Origin of the sequence: Clostridium ljungdahlii (assembly GCF_001636845.1) — a bacterium.
GTDB classification, from domain to species: domain Bacteria; phylum Bacillota; class Clostridia; order Clostridiales; family Clostridiaceae; genus Clostridium_B; species Clostridium_B ljungdahlii_A.
Genome location: NZ_LITT01000019.1, coordinates 21418 through 40792, shown reverse-complemented (window position 1 = coordinate 40792; position 19375 = coordinate 21418). Strand labels below are relative to the sequence as shown.

General features: G+C 28.0%; 20 protein-coding genes. 4 read left to right on the top strand and 16 right to left on the bottom strand.

The features are described 5' to 3' along the window. A partial coding sequence (locus tag WY13_RS20505) for an integrase core domain-containing protein (RefSeq protein ID WP_156499009.1) occupies nucleotides 1-165 on the top strand: 165 nt, incomplete at its 5' end. 132 nt (nucleotides 166-297) lie between these two features. On the opposite strand, the gene WY13_RS09340 is transcribed toward WY13_RS20505, so the two are convergent. The 7 genes from WY13_RS09340 to WY13_RS09310 form a co-directional block, all read right to left on the bottom strand. Then, nucleotides 298-489 carry a hypothetical protein gene (locus WY13_RS09340; protein WP_204377958.1) on the bottom strand — a complete coding sequence of 64 codons (192 nt, stop codon included), beginning with the start codon at nucleotides 487-489 and terminating at the stop codon, nucleotides 298-300. A 37-nt stretch (nucleotides 490-526) separates the two neighbouring features. Then, entirely contained in the window at nucleotides 527-1234 is a 708-nt protein-coding gene (locus tag WY13_RS09335; RefSeq protein ID WP_063555413.1) for a heteromeric transposase endonuclease subunit TnsA, read from the bottom strand. 189 nt (nucleotides 1235-1423) lie between these two features. Continuing rightward, a complete protein-coding gene (locus tag WY13_RS09330) occupies nucleotides 1424-2287 on the bottom strand; it encodes a tyrosine-type recombinase/integrase (RefSeq protein WP_278321781.1) in 864 nt (287 codons plus the stop codon). A gap of 553 nt (nucleotides 2288-2840) precedes the next feature. Continuing rightward, on the bottom strand, nucleotides 2841-3221 hold the full coding sequence (locus WY13_RS09325; protein ID WP_063555412.1) for a hypothetical protein: 381 nt from the start codon (nucleotides 3219-3221) through the stop codon (nucleotides 2841-2843). 128 nt (nucleotides 3222-3349) lie between these two features. Next, complete coding sequence (locus WY13_RS09320) at nucleotides 3350-4810, bottom strand: hypothetical protein (protein ID WP_063555411.1); 1461 nt, start codon at nucleotides 4808-4810, stop codon at nucleotides 3350-3352. A gap of 44 nt (nucleotides 4811-4854) precedes the next feature. After that, on the bottom strand, nucleotides 4855-5709 hold the full coding sequence (locus WY13_RS09315) for a GIY-YIG nuclease family protein (protein WP_082848454.1): 855 nt from the start codon (nucleotides 5707-5709) through the stop codon (nucleotides 4855-4857). A gap of 226 nt (nucleotides 5710-5935) precedes the next feature. Continuing rightward, nucleotides 5936-6649 carry a hypothetical protein gene (locus WY13_RS09310; RefSeq protein WP_063555410.1) on the bottom strand — a complete coding sequence of 238 codons (714 nt, stop codon included), beginning with the start codon at nucleotides 6647-6649 and terminating at the stop codon, nucleotides 5936-5938. 1111 nt (nucleotides 6650-7760) lie between these two features. On the opposite strand from WY13_RS09310, the gene WY13_RS09305 reads away from it, so the two are divergent. Next, nucleotides 7761-8012 (top strand): hypothetical protein, encoded by a 252-nt coding sequence (locus WY13_RS09305; protein WP_063555409.1) that lies wholly within the window; start codon nucleotides 7761-7763, stop codon nucleotides 8010-8012. A 69-nt stretch (nucleotides 8013-8081) separates the two neighbouring features. Here WY13_RS09305 and WY13_RS09300 read toward each other — a convergent pair whose 3' ends face one another. After that, entirely contained in the window at nucleotides 8082-8297 is a 216-nt protein-coding gene (locus WY13_RS09300; protein ID WP_063555408.1) for a hypothetical protein, read from the bottom strand. Between the two features lie 444 nt (nucleotides 8298-8741). Between WY13_RS09300 and WY13_RS09295 the strand changes: the two genes are divergently transcribed. Both WY13_RS09295 and WY13_RS09290 read left to right on the top strand, forming a co-directional pair. Then, nucleotides 8742-9722: a ParM/StbA family protein gene (locus WY13_RS09295; protein ID WP_063555407.1), complete on the top strand. Its 981-nt coding sequence runs from the start codon at nucleotides 8742-8744 to the stop codon at nucleotides 9720-9722. Next, entirely contained in the window at nucleotides 9712-10002 is a 291-nt protein-coding gene (locus WY13_RS09290; protein ID WP_063555406.1) for a hypothetical protein, read from the top strand. The genes WY13_RS09295 and WY13_RS09290 overlap by 11 nt, the downstream gene beginning before the upstream one ends. Nucleotides 10003-10161: 159 nt before the next feature. On the opposite strand, the gene WY13_RS09285 is transcribed toward WY13_RS09290, so the two are convergent. The 8 genes from WY13_RS09285 to WY13_RS09250 all read right to left on the bottom strand — a co-directional run bounded on the left by WY13_RS09285 (nucleotide 10162) and on the right by WY13_RS09250 (nucleotide 19367). Next, entirely contained in the window at nucleotides 10162-10875 is a 714-nt protein-coding gene (locus WY13_RS09285) for a M48 family metallopeptidase (RefSeq protein ID WP_063555405.1), read from the bottom strand. A gap of 83 nt (nucleotides 10876-10958) precedes the next feature. Then, nucleotides 10959-14156 carry a type I restriction endonuclease subunit R gene (locus tag WY13_RS09280; protein WP_063555404.1) on the bottom strand — a complete coding sequence of 1066 codons (3198 nt, stop codon included), beginning with the start codon at nucleotides 14154-14156 and terminating at the stop codon, nucleotides 10959-10961. A 134-nt stretch (nucleotides 14157-14290) separates the two neighbouring features. After that, a complete protein-coding gene (locus tag WY13_RS09275; RefSeq protein ID WP_192845013.1) occupies nucleotides 14291-15664 on the bottom strand; it encodes a restriction endonuclease subunit S in 1374 nt (457 codons plus the stop codon). Between the two features lie 9 nt (nucleotides 15665-15673). Continuing rightward, nucleotides 15674-16063, bottom strand: a complete 390-nt coding sequence (locus WY13_RS09270; protein WP_063555402.1) for a retropepsin-like aspartic protease — start codon at nucleotides 16061-16063, stop codon at nucleotides 15674-15676. Then, entirely contained in the window at nucleotides 16056-16316 is a 261-nt protein-coding gene (locus WY13_RS09265; RefSeq protein WP_063555401.1) for a hypothetical protein, read from the bottom strand. Before WY13_RS09265 ends, WY13_RS09270 begins: the two co-directional genes overlap by 8 nt. A 47-nt stretch (nucleotides 16317-16363) precedes the next feature. Then, nucleotides 16364-17881: a type I restriction-modification system subunit M gene (locus WY13_RS09260; RefSeq protein ID WP_063555400.1), complete on the bottom strand. Its 1518-nt coding sequence runs from the start codon at nucleotides 17879-17881 to the stop codon at nucleotides 16364-16366. 300 nt (nucleotides 17882-18181) lie between these two features. Further along, nucleotides 18182-18742, bottom strand: coding sequence for a hypothetical protein (locus WY13_RS09255; RefSeq protein WP_063555399.1), 561 nt, complete (start codon nucleotides 18740-18742; stop codon nucleotides 18182-18184). Nucleotides 18743-18788: 46 nt separating this feature from the next. Further along, the gene (locus WY13_RS09250; RefSeq protein WP_063555398.1) at nucleotides 18789-19367 is read right to left on the bottom strand and encodes a hypothetical protein; all 579 of its coding nucleotides are present in this window, start codon (nucleotides 19365-19367) and stop codon (nucleotides 18789-18791) included. Nucleotides 19368-19375 lie beyond the last annotated feature (8 nt).

Below are 19375 nucleotides of genomic sequence, written 5' to 3'. Positions count from 1 at the left end.
TGGTTATGGCGGAGCCTTAAGTATGAAAATATTTATCTGCAAGATTATGAAAGCCCTCGTGAAGCACGTACAGGAATCAATAATTATTTAAAATATTATAATTATAAGAGACCCCACCAGAGCCTTGACTATAAAACCCCAGCTGAAATATATTTCAGTAATTAGTTGGTTACTTTCCTATTAAAAATAATACTTGTAGATAAAGATGATATCAAGGATGCTGATGCACCATCTACGATGGCAAGTCCCTGACATAATCTTTACCTACAAGTTGAGAATATCTAAAGGAAAGTAATCTTAAATATTATTAGATAATTTATTAGAATACATGTTTATTGACCTAACTATAAATATACTAAAAAATTGTCTTGACAAAGGGGTCCACTTTAGCCATCTAACTTGCCCACATAATTCAATAGCAAAAATATTTCTTCTAATAAAATCACTTCCTACAATTCTATACTCCTCACTTTCTAATTTAAATATCATATTTTCTCTAAAAAGCATTAGTCATCACCTCAACAACCTAAAATTTTATCAAAATTGAAATTATTTCATCTAAATTGATACTTTTCTCCATGTCTACTGCAATCTCTTTTATTCCTATCAAATACCTAAAGATAAAAAGAGCAGTTCCCTCATTAGCTCCAACATTAGTATCAAACTTTTCTAAAACTTCATTCAGCTTTCTTTCTCTGTTTTCTTGTAAAAAATAGCATAAGCTTTCTGCTAATTCTCTTTTGTCTTTTATACCTCTATCCATTAACGTTTCTCTAACCCACTTAATATTATCTACAAATTGTTTATCAATCTGCTTTTCCGTCACTACATAAAATAATATTCCTTTACTATTCCAATATCTTCTCTCAATTTCCATCTTTTCAATAACAGTTTTTCTTTTAAGTTCTGATAAGCCCTTAACTGATATTGCAACCTGTTCTTCTATGTTACTTCTTTTAATCGTCACCAAAAAATTAGTATGAAGCTGATATAACTTTCCTGTTTCCTTATCTGTAAATTTGTCCAATCTTAAATTCTCTACATCATTAATAATAATTTCCAAGTCTTTAAGCTCTACATTTTCCTCAATATCCTTAACACTCTCATTCCATTCCAATATGAGAAAAACCCTTAATTGATTATCACTTTGAATATGATGAATTCTCTTAGTTTTATATCCATATATCCTTGTAACTCTTCCCTTGCTACTAAATGTTGTTACTTTTAAACTCAATAGTTTCACTTCTTTCTAATACATAAAATAAAAATTAAAGCTTTTAACATAGCCTAAGCTTATCTTTAACTCTAATATTGTTATACTTATGGCAAAAAAAGAATAAAAAATGCACTATAGTAAAAAAACCCACTTTTTTTTAAAGGGATTACCATAGTGCATTATCTATTCTATTATTATATTGTATCATTATAGTAATTCTGCCATTTCTTTAAGCTTCTTCCTTGATGGATTTGTATAGATAAGGGTAGTTCTTGTATCTCTATGCCCCGCTTGATATGCGACTTCAGCCACAGAATATCCCATATCCAGTGCATGGCTGCAGTAATAGTGCCTAAGCATATGAGGCGTTATAACATTGCTATATTTTTTAAACTCTCTATTAACCACTGACCTACTTAAATTTTTACTTTCTCTGGAAACAAATAAAAATTCACTGTCATCTCTTCTTACTTTCACGTAAGCCTTTAATGCTTCAACAATTTTAGTATTTATATAAACTACCCTTTGCTTATTTCCTTTACCTTTACGGATGATAATTTCCTTCCCTTCCAAACATATATCCGCAAGTTTTATGCTAAGTGACTCTGTTATCCTTAATCCAGAATATGACATTAAAGTTGCTAAAGCATATAACCTTTTTTCTCCTGCCTCTAATATTTTTTGTCTAAAAGCTTCTACATCTTTTTTCTCCACTATGCATGGATTAGCATATTCCTGTTGTACCTTTATTGTATCTTTATTGTTAATAACTAATTCTTGCTGAATACCTTCCTCTATTAAAAATTTATTTATAGCTACTAATGAACTTAACTTTACATTAATTGTTCTTGCATTTAGATTCCTTCCTTTAAACTTTTTAATATTTAATAAGTAAGATTTATAATCTAATACATTTTCTCTATAAAGTTTTGTAACTTCTAATCCATAACTATCATTAAACCACTTAATATATTCATTTATGTTAATGATATAACTTTTTATAGTGTTTTCACTTTTACGTTCTTTTAAAAGATATTTTTTAAATTTATCTAAATCGAATATTGTCTCCACCTTCCTTGTAATTATGTTGCACTTAAATTTAACCTTATTTATAGTAATTATGTATCACTTACATATAAATTTTATCACCAAAACCACCTCTAAAACAACATATTTCCAATTATGTTGTGTTGAAGATAGGCAACGCATTTTTTTAATTACGTATATTAAAAAAGCATCTTAAAGATGCTATAATTTTGATTTTAGCTCTATGCTGATTTACTTTATCACATGCTCTACCGTTGAACTAACTCCCCTCAAACACCACATCTTAAATACACCAATCTAACAGATTCCTAATTTTACATAATATTGACTATATTGAGAGTAATTTATTAATAAAATTCTGATATAATAAATATTAAGTTAGGAAAATCTAACCTTTAAGAATGTTTTTGTGTGTGAAAAGTATAAACCCTTTCTTATTCTTTATTTAAAACAATAAGTAGAGTTTATATTTTTGTCATTTACTATATTTAATTATAATTTTTTATTCGTTTTAGGATTTGGATTAATCTTAACCACTGAGGAGATGACATCAAGCTTTGTTGGGGAACTGCAGGATTCAGTAATTACATGCAACTTCCAACTGTGAATAGTAAAAGCCAATATATTGTCCATCAATTTGCAACTTTACTTTTTTTCCTTTATTATTCTTAATAACATAATTTAATAGTTTTTCAGAAATTCTTTTTTTATTATTGACTACTAATATATAATCTTTTATATCCCAAGAAAAACATTTATCTAAGTCATAAACATATACTTTGACATCTATTGTCGTACCGTAGTATTCGTGTCCAATTGCATAAGTACCATTACCTCCTGGTGTCTTAGGATTATTTTCATATTCATACTGTTTATTTTCCTTAACTCCTTGTTTTATATAAACTCCTGTATGAACATTTTTTTCGATTTCAACAATTCTTCCCTTTAACATTTCCATAATGCAAACACTCCCTTTTTATTTTAATTATAATTATTATAAATATTGCATCTATACTAATCATGGTATGTTTTATTAAATTATACCTAAATTAAAACAACTTTTAAGGAATGAGTTTTGCAAAAAAACTATACTAAAAATTTTGCTTTTTCATTAAGTAAACAAATTAAATTGTTAAATAAAATACTATTTAGTCTATTACACCATTCAAGAATTAACGTTTCATCATATAACTTATATAATTCTAAAAATAAATTAATAGCATTTTTTTGTATTTCATTTTTCAATATATATACGTAACTTAAATCATTTTCTCTAAAAAAACCTCTGTTTATTTTCTCCCTAATAAAAATATAATCTAAGTTTTTTTCAAATACTTCCACTTCAATTTTTTTTGAATCTAACTGAGCATAATAGTCTCTCATTATCCCAATTGCTTTTTTTGACCTCTTACTATATTTATTATCATTCATGTAGATTTCCCTAAAAAACACCTTTAAGTCTCGAACGTTTTTTTCATCAATATTACGTCCGCCATATTTCTTAAAAATATTAATAGCTTTTTTTGTCTCTTCAAGTTTTTGTTTATACTGATAAACTTTTTGTCCTTCGCAAATAATATTTTTCAATTTATCACTATCTGCTATTCTCATATGTTTAGTTGTTTCAAATTCTTTCTTTATAGGTCTAAACATATCTTGATTTTCCTTCATCTCTTTTTCTAAATTTTTTAAAATATCAACATACTCTGTACAATAACTACTTTCTTCCATCCACATAACAAATATATCAAATCTTTCTATTGCATAATCAAATATAAGTTTCTCGTCTTCCTTATTGAATTGCATTTTTGAATATTTGTTGATATTTTCTTTCTCTACTTCTTTTAATCGTTCAACCATGTTATTTTGTAGAGTTAATAGTTCATCTATAATATCATTTTTATTAAGAATCTCTTTATTAGTTATGATTATGTATATTAAAGCTTGTATCCATGAATCATATATTAACTTAGTATATGCTTTTACTTCATTTAACGCATTTTGTCTCGTTTTCTTAATTCCCATTGCTTTAAGTATATTGTTTTCAGTTCTAATTTCTTTATATACTTGAGAATTATAAAAAATTACTTCATTTATTTTATCAATTATATTGTGGTTTAATCTAATCACTCCTCTATTAATATTAATAAACCTTTCATATGAGCTTAAGTATGCATTTTCATCATTACTATTGTCACTATCTTTATAATAGCTATAAAACTTCTTATAATCTATATCTATGGTAGTTTTTTTGCCTTTGCCTAATATCTTTCTGTTTATATTATGAATTATTTGTCTTTGTCCACAACATTCAATTTTATTAAATATATACTCTATTAATTTAAGTTTTATCTCTTCGTTATATATTTGTATCGGAAATCTGCTAAGGAAATTATCTTTATCTTCTAAATTATTATAAATTTTTTCAAGTCTCTTTTTTATACTTTTTTTACTAAACTTTGTCCTATCTGCATCTTCTATGCCTTTTTTATTTACTTCACTTTCTTTATTTTTATATATTTTTTCTACCAAATCTCTAAAATTCATTTTATTCTATCCTTTTCTACTATACTTTTTATAATTATATATTTTCAATTTAAATTTAGTCCAAATGCTTTACTGCCTAATTTTTTTTTGTAAATTGCTTCTATAGAAATTGCTTCCTTCTCAGTAATAGTTTTGGATAGTGTTCTTAGTATAGAATATTGAAAGTTTTTACTATAATTAGGATTATTTTTTAACAATTTCAATAATACTTTATCACCTCCATCTGCATTTTTACAATACTCTTTCCAACGTCCTAAAATACCTTCCTTTCCATATGCTGAGCCAATATATTGCTTACCAGTTAATCTATCTAAAATCAAATAAATTCCCGCTACCGACGATAACATTGTGTGCCACTCTTTATTAGCATCTGGGTTATTTATAATTTTCTTTAATTCATTATACTTTAAAATAATGTTTTCAAATCCTGGAAAATTGTCATAATAACCCTTTGGTAATATTTCAACCACCTCTTTTTTCCGTAATTTCTGGTGCCACTTAACAGTTCCTTTTCCCCACTCAATTATCAATCTATCTTTTAAATCTGAAAGATAAGTTGTTTCTTTTTGTTCATAATAAAACTTATTATCTGTATAGAAGTTTTCTATTCCTAAATTTTCTACAAATTTAGTTGTCCCTTTTTCATCTTTAACTTTAGATTTTCTAATTATTTCATATATTCCAACAAATTTAGCTTTCGTACCTCTTGTGGCTATAAACGCTACTATATATTGAATATCTTTAAAAACATCCTGTGATTGAACACTTTGATAATTTAGCAGTTCCCCATTTTCATAAATCTCATTAATGTCATAAACTTCTCCACTTGTATGCCTAATCAGCATTGTTTTTTTATTTGTATCAAATCTATCCATTCTTAATAACTGAATAATATTCAAAATCATTCCCACCTATATCTTGTATTTTTAGTTCAACTCTTATAAAATCACTTATCTTTATTATTCCAGTTTATTCTTTATAAAAATAGTTTTCCTCTTATCCTATTTTATAAACATTTCTTAATTTAAGGCTACCATTTTCTTCATCCATTGCTTTTCTTACAAGCTTAAAATTCTTTTTTAAAAATATATAACACACTTTATAATGGACATATCCTTATTATTATTAACATAGCTTATATAAGTCTGATATGCTATAAGCTATGGTGTTAGGTTGTAGATATTCCTCCTGTAATATTTCAATAATATTGTTTGGAGGTATAGGGGCTTTTACCATAAACGCCGATTTAAACTCTGTATTATATCTACCTTTTATACACTTATCATTATTATAATGGTCAGTAATAATACTTTCATCTTGACAAACAAGGTCTACAATAGCAGCTCTATATTGTATATCTTTTTTCGTAATTGCTCTTTTATAATAGTCTATAATATTAGAACCATATAAATCTTCGAGTATTGGAAGAACCTTATTTATGTCATCTTTGCCAAATGCATAATGAAGAAAATCTCTTCCGTCTATGTATACTTCTGATATAGGCATTTCAAACTTGATTATCAATGGTTTTGTATTAATCTTACTTTTGTTGTGTATGTTTGCATAATATCTTGCGGTATTTATATCACTTGAACAACAAACACAATTATTAGAATCTATATATTCTCTATAAAGACCATCCTTAGTATGAATAACTCTCGAAGGTCTGGTCATTTCTAAATTAAGATTAGAATTATTTAAAAGAGTTGATATATTGCCTTTTACATCGTGGACAGAATAAGAAACTGCTTCCTCACCTGTAATTCCATTTGTTTTTATATGTTCAATAATTTTATTTGCTTTAATTGGTTCAACTGTTATTCCTCTATAAAAAATCATATTTTATTTACCTAATTGCGAAAATAATAAAATTCGCAAACTCTACCTTTCTTAATTTTTTATTATTTTTTTTAATCAAATGATTAAAAAATTATATTATTCTACGTTATGGATAACCTCACACGACTAAATTTACAAGTATGTGAGTACTGTTTATCCCTACTTTAGTCTAACAAATCCTAATTTTAAAATTCCTTGAACTATTTTACCCAATAATCTTATCTACTTATTTATGTATAACCAAATAATACATAATGATATATTTTACAAATTTAAATTCTAATATATAATTATGCGTATAAAAAAAGCACCATTTCACTTAGGTGCTGTATTTTGATTCAGCTCTATGCTGATTTACTTTATCACATGCTCTACCTCTGAGCTAACTCCCCGCAAACGCCACATAGAGCTATAATTGTAAATATAATATTCATAACGCACCATATCCTTCCGTATTCTTCCTTGCAAGTTGCAATTAAGTTACCAATAGTAATTTTAACTGTAGCATCACTAAGTTGCTTAATAGCACAAATACTTATGATTATGAACGTAGGGAGTGCAGGAATCGAACCTACGACCTGGGCAAACGATATTATTAATAGTATTTAAATCTTAAATTAAAATTTTTAACATCAATATTTAGTATTTCACTTGATTTAATTACTATAATATAGCTTAATTACAGTAATTTGTATCCATTCATTATAATCTTTTTTTATTGTTTTTGCAATTTATAACATGCTATTTCTTCTTTATTTTCATTACACTTATATTTTTTAAGTCAAAAGGCATCTGTATAATCCTATACTTTTTCTATACTACAAATTAATTACATCTTCATATGGTAAGTCAGTGCCACAATTAAATACTCAATCTGAAAGACTCTCAGTTTTACACAATATTGACTATATTGAGCGTGATTTATTAATAGAATTCTGATATAATAAATATTAAGTTAGGAAAATCTAACCTTTAAGAATACGTTGTGTGTGAATATGTGTGTAAAAAATATAAACCCTTTCTTATTTTTTATTTAAAACAATAAGTAGGGTTTATATTTTTGTTATTTAATTATAAATCTTTATATTAGCATGGATTGGAAGTTGATAAAATGAACGCATGGGAAATTAAAAATTTTATTATTCAGGAAGTTGAGTGTAATAAGTTCGATATTAACAACAAAAATATATTTGATAGTAAAGAAAAAGCTTTAAAATCTGCTATAGCTAAGGTAAATCAACGAATTGCAAATAATTTAAGTTGCTTAGGAAATCTAAATAAAGAAGTCTTAGACCAAAAATCCATTGTAGAATATTATCTTCTCAAAAAAAATAAATTAATTGAAGAAGCTCAGATATTATAAATACAAACTATTCCCAATTTTTTCATATTTATTTAAAAAACTATTTTAGGAAATCAATTTATTTATTTGCTATTCTCTGCTAAAATAGTTTTTTAAATATTTGCTTATTTGTAATGTAAGTATAGACAAACCAATCATTTCTAATAAAAATACAACAATTTCCACTTGTTCTCTAACAATAGCAATGCTGGTAAGTAAGCAGCATAAAAACAATTCTACTTTTGAAATGACTATAAGTATATTAGATATATATACTATTATTTTCATTAATTTTTCTCTATTCATGCTCTTTTCCTGTAAGATTCAAATTATGCATACAACTTATCCCATGTCATCATAATTTGAATACTTTCCTTTTGCTAATACCAATATATCCTATAACGTGCTCGAAGTAATTTTAATATTAGCTCATTTTTCTTGAGGAGTGGGTCTGATTTTAGAATATCATCTGGAACCGTTATTTTCTTTCTTTTTCCATTAGTTGTTACTTTATCTCGTCGAATACTTGTCATTATTATTACCTTCTTTCTTTAAAGATAATTTATTATATATAAATTATACCAAAAATTATCCAATATTGTTGTTGCATATAAACAAATATTGCATCATACGAATTATTCCTTCTTATTCGCTCCCATTAAACTTATTTAGCACGATTATTTAGTAATAATTCATACTTCTACTGTATATTATATAAAAATACTTAAACCCTTATAGGAGGAAGCAAAGATGAAAGAATTATTAATAGCAGTGGATTCTGGCAAATCTGCAACAAAAGCAATAATTAAAATGAGAAATAAAATTGAAAAAGTTATTTTTAGAACTAAGATTAAAGAAATTTCTGATTTAGGTGTAGACATAACATCAAACTCATATTTAGTTCAGTTTGAAGGAAAATCTTACCTTATAGGCGACATGGTCTCCGAAAGCTCCTGCAACTACCAAATAACAAAACATACAATAAACCACAAATTAAGTGTATACCTTGCAATTTGTAAAATAATTGCTAAGACAGACACTTTAAAGTATGGTTTACCTAAAATAGATTTAGCTCTAAACATACCCATTAATGGATATAAAAACAATGTATTAAAAGAAAATTATAAAAAGTTTATGCAAAATAATAATAATATAATCTCGATGAAAGTTAATGGAACAACCTATGTATTTAAAATTAGTTCTTTACTAATTTTACCAGAAGGTATGGGAAGTTTATATGCTCATACAAATAACTTTAAATACAATAGAGTTACTGTTATAGACATAGGCTCTTTAAACATAAATTATTGCACATTTAATAAATTAGTTCCAGAATTAAATAGCATGAATATCTCTAACTCTGGTATCAATGTTTTAAGGTCAAAAATTGCTGAAACCTTAACCTCTACATATGGAATACTGGTAAGCGATGATGATGTAGAAGAGATATTAAAAAATGATGGATGTCTTTATATATCAGGTATAAAGAAAATAGAAAGCAAAAAAGTTATTCAAAATTTAATTATTAATCATATATCTGAAATATTTAATTATGGCAGAAGCAGAGGTTTGACATTTAATAATATGAATCTTGTATTCTGTGGAGGTGGGGCATTGCTCTTAAAGGATTATATACTCAATCAATATCCGCTTGCAACAATAGAAGAAGATGGTCAATTTTCTAATTGTTTATCTTTCTTAAATATTTTAGAGGTAAAACATGCTAACTAAGAAATTATCTATCAGTTTTTCCAAATGTAATAAAGATATATATGATTATTTAAAAACAAAGGATAATATAAGTAACTACATCTGCCAACTTATACGGTCTAAAATGAATAATAAAGATATCCTAAATCCAGAGTTTGAAGGTAAAATTGAAGAGATTATAAAGAAAGTTCTAAAAGAAAATAACTATTCTTCAAATAATAATTCTCCAGTAATTACAAATAATGATGTAATAAATTCACTTACAGAAGATGACAAATCCTTAATTAATGATTTATTCTAATAAATATCAAAAGAAAGATGGACAATACTAAAGCATGTCCATCTTTCTTTGATATTTATATAAATTACATACTAACATACTTTAATACTATAACTTTTCCTGGATTTTGAAGCAATTTATAATTATTTTTACCTGTTTTTAAAATTTTATTTTTTAACTCTATAAATCCATCCTAACTCCATAATTTTTCAGCCATTCTTTTCTCACTTCATAATCTGGAAGTACAGAAGCTACAAACTCCCAAAACTCTTTTGAATGATTTTTATGGTACATATGACACATTTCATGGACTACTATATAATCAAGGGCATTAGACTTAGCCATTATACATCTCCAATTAAATAGTAATTCATTCTTTGATGTACAGCTTCCCCACCTTTTTTTCTGTTCCTTAATTCTAATATTCACAGGCTGTATATTAAAAAATCTCTGATAGTATTTAATTCTTGAAGTTATTACGTCCTCGGACTTATCCCTATACCATTGTTCCATAGCATTTCTAATATCTTCATCATTTTTATTACTTGCTTTAACTATAAATTTACCACGATACAACTTTACTTCTGTCTTTTTAATCTCTGAATTCACTTCTATTTGTAGTGAATAATTTCTTCCTAAGTACATAAAGGATTCTCCATTAACAAATTCCCGTTCAATATGCCTATACTGCATATGTTTAAAAGAATATATCTTTTGGATAATCCAACTTCCTTTGCTCTCAACTTTTTTAAGTATTTCCTCTTCTTTTGTTCCTATTGGAGCAGTAACAGTGATAATATTAGGTGGTTCTATAGCTATTTCCATCGTCTTTCTATTCTTAAATACTACATTAAATACTATATCCGTTGTTCCATATTTAAACTTCAATTTCATAATTCAAACATCAATCCCCTTAACTTCTAACTTGCAGCTCGCCGCTTCTCACTTGTCACTTATCACTTGTCACTTATCACTTGTCACTTATCACTTGCTACTATCGAATAGTGTTTTTTAGCTAAGTTTAATAAAGGTTGTATCATATTCCTTCTACTTTTAAGTGGTATCTGCTTAAAATACTTCTTGTTAAGTAGCATAAATATAGCCCTCTCTATGTCAGAAGTTTTAGTCTGATTATTTGTCCAGTCCACCACATAATTATCTACTACTACTTTACGCACATCTACGGCTATACTTTTAGACAATTCTATAATTTCATTGCTTATATAAATTTCTGCTTCTTCTTTAACAACATCATCTCGATGCTCTTCACTCTCAATATATTTTTTTACTACTTCAAAGAAGGCATATTCTTTTTCATCTAAACCTAAGTTTTCTGATTGAGATTTCGTACCTTTTTCAACTTCTCTTTCAATAAATTCTTCAAGCTTCTTCTTTCTTTCAATCCAATCATTTTTAGTTTCATCAAGTATCTTTTGAAGTTTTTCCAATAAGCTTGTATAAAATACTGGGTTATCATCCATCTTTACACTAATGGCATGTTTAACAGCATGTTCCATAGCAGAAGCCTGAGCTTCATCAGATTTTAAAGTATTAATTTTAGTCTTAAAATCATCTTCAAATAATGTAATTGGTTCTATCCACTGAATTACACCAAGAGATTTCAAATGTTCTTCTATTATTTTTCTCACTTTTTCACCACAATCGCTTATATCCAATTCTTCTTGCGGACTATACTTTGCTTTAGCTCCTGCTCTAATATAACCAAGCCATTTTACATCATTTAAAATATCTGTTCCAGCATGTGACGGAAGTAATGCCTCTACTGCACCTGAAAATCGCTTATATCCAATTTCAAACTCTGCTCTCTTATCCTGCGGTTCTAATCCCTTGATTAATTCATCAAGATTGTTTTTATCCTTACCCTTAAACATATTCATAACATCTTCTCTATAAGAAAGCATTTCCTTATATAAGTCCTCCATAGATTGCATTGGCTCACCTAAGTCTTCTTTATCAAAAATATCTAAAGCTTCTTCTAAATAATCAGATACACCATAATAATCAACAACGTAACCACACTGCTTTACAATACTTTCCTTTTTAATTTCATTATCATCTAATTTACGATTAATATTCATTGTACAAGTTCTATTTACTCTTGCAATAGCCTGTAATAAATTATGCTCTTTCAATGGTCTATCCAAATACATAACCTGCTCTATAGGTGCATCGAACCCAGTTAAGAGCATATCTTTTACTATAATAAAGCACAGCTTGTCCTTTTCTATTGGCTGCTTAAATCTACTGATTATTGCCTCTTGCTCTGCTTTGGTTGTAAAATGTTCTTTTAAATGAGTGAGGTCGTTTAACTTGCCAGAAAATATTACTTTAACCCCTAAATCCTCACCTATAATTTCCTTCATATGTTTCTTTAAAGCATTATAATATTTAACACAGGCCTCTCTGCTTGCACATACAATTTGAGCTTTGAAGCCATTAGGCATTATATTATCCCTGTAATGTTTAAGTATATCTACCGCAATGTCATTAATTCTATCATCATTTTCAATTATTGCTTTTTTATTAGCATATTTTTGCTTTATTGCTTCCTTTTCTTCATCGCTTTTATCTTCAAAAGCTTCATCAAACAATTTATCTAAACTTTCACCTTTTATATGGAGCTCTGGTCTTCTTCCTTCATATACTATTTTTACAGTAGCACCATCATCTACAGCTTCTTTAATCCCATATTTATCAATGTATCCTCCAAAAGTTCTTGGAGTTGATTTATCCTGTTTATCTATAGGAGTACCCGTAAATCCAATAAAAGTTGCATTAGGCAGAGCCGTTCTCATATTTGCTGCTGTATCTTTATATTGGCTTCTGTGAGCTTCATCAGAAAGTACAATAACATTAGATTTTGTTGTTAAAACTTCATATGGTTTGGCAAACTTTTTCCTAACCTTTATAGCATTTTCAACTACTTCCTTTTCTTCTGCTTCACTTTCAAATTTTTGAATAGTAGTCATGATAATTTTAGGTTGGGCCTTTGATAAAAGCTCTTTCATGACTGATATTTTATCAGCTCTCTCTGGTGTAGTAATTTTAGATAAAGTTCTCAAAAATGTTCCATATATCTGCTTATCTAAATCAATTCTATCTGTTATAACAACTATAGTAGCATCAGAAAGTTCATTAGTTCTTTTTATCTTTCTTGCAAGCATTACCATAGTCAAAGATTTTCCAGAACCCTGAGTGTGCCAAACTACTCCGCCTCTTGATAGAGAATCTTTTCCACTTTTTAATCTATGAATAGCTTTATTAACAGCTCTAAACTGTTGATATCTGGCGATTTTTTTAACAGTTACATTATTATCAGTTTCGAATATTAAAAAATTTCTCATTATATCTAAAAGATTCTTCTTTTCTAATAAACCTTGAATAAATAAATTTTGTCCAAAATCATCTACATCTTTTACATTATCCTTGCTAAATGGATAAGGGTCTTTCCACTCCAGATAGTGATTGTATTTTGAGCTGATTGTTCCCACATAAGCATGATACTTATTTAAGATACCAGTAAAAAAATTAGTATAGAAAAGCCTTGGATTGCCTTCCACAACATTAATATCTCTCTCATTCATATATCTTTTAAGCTGCTCAAATGCTTCTTTTTTACCTATATTTTCATTTTTAGCTTTTTCTAAAAAAGGAGACTTACATTCAAGTATAACTACAGGTATTCCATTAACAAAAACAACTATATCAGGAAAAATAGACTTTCCAAACTGAGTTTTTACCTCAAATTGCCTTGTAACTAAAAAATCATTATTATCAACACTATCCCAGTCAATAAAGTGTACTGTCTGAGGTTTCTTTTGACCATTGCCATAAATGTCCTGGTCTACAGTATAATTTAAGTCTACTATAGCATCATAAAGCTTTTCATTTATCTCTAAAAGACTTGTACCTAAATTTTCTGGTCTGTTTAAAAATCTAACAGCTTTACGAAGATTTCCTTCATCAATCCATGGATTTAATCTCTTTAATGCATTTCCAAGCCTTTTAACTAATATAACCTCAGTTAAAGAATCTCGTTCTCCATTCTCAGGAATTAATTCTTTTCCATGTATAAAATCATAATTTAAAATATCTTTTATGTATTTGATTGCAGGAAGCTCTACAAGAGTTTCTTCATTACCCAAGTTAGGCATTTTCTCACACCCCCCATTTTTAGTGACAAATTTCAAGTGACAAGTTTTAAGTTTCAAGTTATACTTTTTACCATTGATTTTTAACTTGTCACTTATCACTCTTACTTTGTCACTTATCTCTTGTCATTTGTCACTTAACAAACTTTCACTCTGATTTTTCCTGTCAAGAGTTTCTGCATAAGTCCTTTTTTTAGTTCTTGTAGTTTTTCTTTTTTAGCTTCATATTGGTCTATCTGTTCGTCTACAGAGGATAGAATTGATGATATTTTTTGTTGTTCTTCAAATGTTGGTACTGGAAAATATATTTTTGAGAATTCAGAAGTTTTTATATATGGTTGGTCAGAACCTACAAGTGAACTTGTCAATATATTTATAAAATAGTCACTCTGCAAATATTGGAAATAAAAATTCGGATTATATTTTTCTAAATCCATTTCTAATCTACCAACTCTTTGATATAAAATCGCAGGTTCATTTACCACTTTACCAATTTTTAGCTGATTATTTGTAACTGGTCTATTCAAAGCTACTAATATATCTCCTTTTTTAAGTACAAATTCTTTATATTCTTCTAAATATGTTTGTGGTAGAAAGCATAAATCTTCATCTGTAATCTTACCGTACATAACATTATTAATTCTAATTAATGGTATTCCATTTTCAACATATTCATTTAATTTAAACCCAAAACCTGATTTTATATTTATAAAGCTACATTCAGAACTCCATTCTTCTGGTATTCTCCCAATCTCCGTATTCTTAAATCTGCTGTGTCCAATTCCTTTTGTAAAAAGCTTCTGCATAAGCCCTTTTTTAAGTTTCTTCGTTTTTTCTATAAGATTATCACTTATTTCTATTTGCTCATCTACGGAGGATATGATTAATGAGATTTTTTGTTGTTCCTTAATAGAAGGGATAGGTATTATTATGTTTTTAAAATCTACCGATGTAAAACTTGCTTGATTTACTGCTGGTTTAGTTATTAACCCTATATCCATGTTATATTTATTAGTTTGAGTATAATAATAAAAAAACTTATTATCTACTAACTGTGTATTAACCTTAATTCTAAATATATTAGTTGTGTAAATTGATTTTCTACCAATATTTCTATAAATACATGTTTTTCCAATTTGAGCTATACTATTAATAAAGTTCACTAATATATCGCCATCATCTAATACATAATCATCAATATTGGCACCTTTATCATCTTTTAAGAACCAATATTTTAAATCAGCTTTATCAATTTTTCCGTTTACCATGTTATTAGACCTTATACAAGGAATTCCAACATCCTCTTCCTTTAGATTTCTTGATAACCCGCTCTTCATAAATGAAAGAACATCACCAAACTTCCTAATTTCCCACTCTTCTGGTACCTCACCTAATTCAGTCATCTTATATCCACTTCTACATCTTAACTTTTCATTCTTAACTTCATTCTCATTATTCTCTGTTATTTGTTCTTTCTTATCTGAATCAAGTCCTGCTCTAACTTTTTTCACTGCCATCACCTACCTATTACCTTTAGTTACTTTCATTCCATCTAAATTAATTATCGCTCCTACTTTTTTCATAAAATCCATTCCCAATATACCATTTATCTCAAAGCCATAATCCATAACTCCTACTTCTACTTTAAAATTATGAAGCTCCAAGTCACCTAAAGCTATTGAATCTACCTCTTTTTTATATACAAATTCCGAACCGCCTACACCTGAAATAGTTTCAATGACATCATCATCTTCTATTGTTATATCTATTTCCTCAACTACATCCATTTTGAATACAGTACCACCTGAACCAGTATCTAAAAGTACATTGTCAATACTTATCTTTTTTCCATTATAAGAAAGACTAACTGTGCAAAATGGAAGTCCATATTTCAAATCAAGTTTAACCATTCTTTCGCACTCCAATCCAGTTTCTTTCTTCTATTAATAATTGTTCATTTTTAGTATTATAAACGTACATCTCTCTACTTTTATCCTTTTTATGCTTCTCTGCATACTCTTTAAGAGCTTCTTTTCCGTTGTCATATACATTTATAACTGAAAGTTCCTCAACAATTCTTTTACCACCCTCAGAACAAGCCTCTATAGCTTCAAATAAAAGCCATTTATTTGGATATACTTTTCTCGCCTCATTCCACTTCATTCAAACTTTACCTCCTTACTTTTAACCTTTTTTACTTGCCGCTTAAATCAAATAATCTCAAATCCCAACTCTTCAAGGTATCCGTTAAGTTTTTCTTCTGAGTCTGCCATCTTCATTTTTAATTCTCTGATATCCTGTAAAACTAAGTCAATATCTACTTCTTCCTCTTCTTCTGTAGTATCAACATATCGGCTAATATTAAGGTTATAATCATTCTCCTCTATAGTTTTTAAATTAACTACGCTTGCATATTTTTCTACATCTTTATATTCATCAAAAACTTTAACTATTTTATCTATATCTTCGTCTCTAATCTTATTTTTATTTCCATCTTTAACAAAATCATTACTTCCATCTATAAATAAAACCTTTTTTCTTTTATCTTCATCCTTATTCTTATTAATAACTATTATAGCTGCAGGAATACCTGTACCGTAGAATATATTTTGAGGTAATCCTATTACAGCTTCTATTAAGTCATCTTTTAAAAATCCTGTTCTTATTTTCTGCTCCGCTCCACCTCTAAAAAGCACACCATGAGGCACTACACTCGCCATCTTACCTTTTACATTTAAACTTGCCACCATATGAGATACAAATGCTAAATCTCCATAAGATTTCGGTGGTACTCCATAAGAAAATCTATGGAACTCATCAACACCTGCTTCTTCACGTCCCCAATTCTTCAATGAAAATGGAGGATTGGCAAGAACCTTGTCAAATGTCTTTAAAACTCCACCTTCTGTATGTTTAGGTTCTCTTATGGTATCTCCCTTTTGTATGTCAGCTCCTTTTGCTCCATGAAGTAACATATTCATTTTGCAAATTGCCCAGGTAGAAAGATTTATTTCCTGGCCATAAAGAGATACATTCTTGTAATTTCCACTATGCTCTTTTATGTATCGAATACTCTGAATTAACATACCACCAGAACCACAAGTTGGGTCATACACTCTATCACCTTCTTGTGGCTTCAGTAAATTAACCATTACCCTAACTACTTCTGTTGGAGTATAAAATTCTCCTCCCTTCTTGCCTCCTTCATCTGCAAATTGTTTAATTAAATATTGGTAAGCGTCTCCTAAAATATCTTCTGATTCAAGATATTTATTTGAAAGATTCATACCATCAAAAATAAGTAACAATTGGCTAAGTTTTTTATCAGGTACACGTTCCTTATCATTATAATTAACCGTAGTTAAAACTCCTATAAGTTCACTATTTTTAGGTTCGTCCTCTATAGCTTTAAACGCTTTATCAAGTTCGGGTCCTATATTTAAATTTAAATTTTTTAACTTATCCCATCTTGCTTGTTCTGGAATATAGAAAGTTTCATAAATAGACGAATCATTTAAAAGTTCTTCTATTTCTTCTTCAACCATACCTTCCTCTTTAAACTCATTAAATCTAATCTTCCTTTCGGAAACAAATTCATCATTCATCCTTTTTAAAAATAACATTCCAAATATGTAGTCCATGTATTGGGTCGCTGATAATTCTCCTCTAAGAACATCCGCACACTCCCAAAGCTTTGATTCTAATTGTTGTAATGTTAGTTTCTCCATAATCTTTTTCTCCTCTTAAAATATATATTTAATATAAAACTAATAATCTTCTAACTTACTACATTTTATCACAATCCTATATCTTATTGTCTATAGTAAGTAGTTTATCTGCTGTAACTAATAATGAATATTGTAAATAAAGTTGCAATTGTATAATAATATATAATTCAATGCCATACTTAAATTTCAATAAAAATGATTAAATCCTGCTTAACTTGCATATGAAAGACTTCTATATTTTATAAGTTTCATATCAAATTAAACAGGATTAATTTATAAAATTGTTAAATTACATTTATTTTACAATTCTATTATTGCTTTAGCTTCTTCGTAAAATTCATGGGTATCTTCATAGATGTCAAAGTGAATCCCCATTTCAAACTCAAATGTTTCTATATAATAATTTCTTTTAAACTCATAAATATCTTCCTCTAATACTTCAACAATAAAAGCCTCATATTCATCATTATAATAGTCACTATTAAATTCATAGTCATATTTTCTTTCTATTCCATTAACCCAATCTTGATATTGTTCGTTAAATGCCTCAAATTCACAATATTCGTTTCTTATAGAGTCGCCAATGAAAGGACCATCATCATACGCGTCTTGGTGATAAATGCATCTAATTGTAGTAGTATCTCCCAGGCTGAATGTTCCATCATCTATGCCTGCATATATTTCACCTGTTTTCAGATTTATTTCAACCGTATAGCCATAATCATAGATTGAATTATCAACTACATTTTCTGCTATATTAAAATCATCAATAGCTTCTATAGCCTCTTCCTCTGCAATAACTTCATATTCTTTTATATCATTTGTAGATTCATCTAATCTCTCAACTATTACTTTTTTCATAAATTATTCCTCCTATGCTTTTGTTTTTTAGTTTGTTTATTCTTTTCTACTCTTTTATATAAAGCGATGTTAAGTACGCCTGAATATGGCTTTTCAATACTAATGCAAATTTCTTTAAGTCTTCATCATTCAAAGGTACTCTAACAATTTCTTCTGGCTTATCCTGAGGAATAATTAGTCCTGTTTCACTCTCTTCTCCTGCTCCTATCTCTCCAGAAAAAATCCAATTTACCTTATCACCAGGTGTTATTTTAAATCTTCTAAATAGACACTTTCCATCTGGCCGCTCTTTTCCACGCTCTTTTAATTTTACTGCTGACACTCCTCCAATATCGGCATAAATTTCTTTGCAGTATTTATACCCACTTTTTTCTTTTATGTTATTTGCCTGTTTAGCTAATGCAGCTAACCTACCACTTAATATGTCATTTGCTAATATCAATATTTTATCAATATCTATATATAAAGAAATGTTTATTAACTGTCTGCTATTTTTTTCAAGTTTCAAATCATATTTAACAAAATTTATCTGTACTTTGTTGATTTGGAAAGCATTATTCATAACTTCGAGAAAAACATTCTTACCATCTATTCTTAAAATTTGATTTATATTATTTTTAACCATTTCTTATA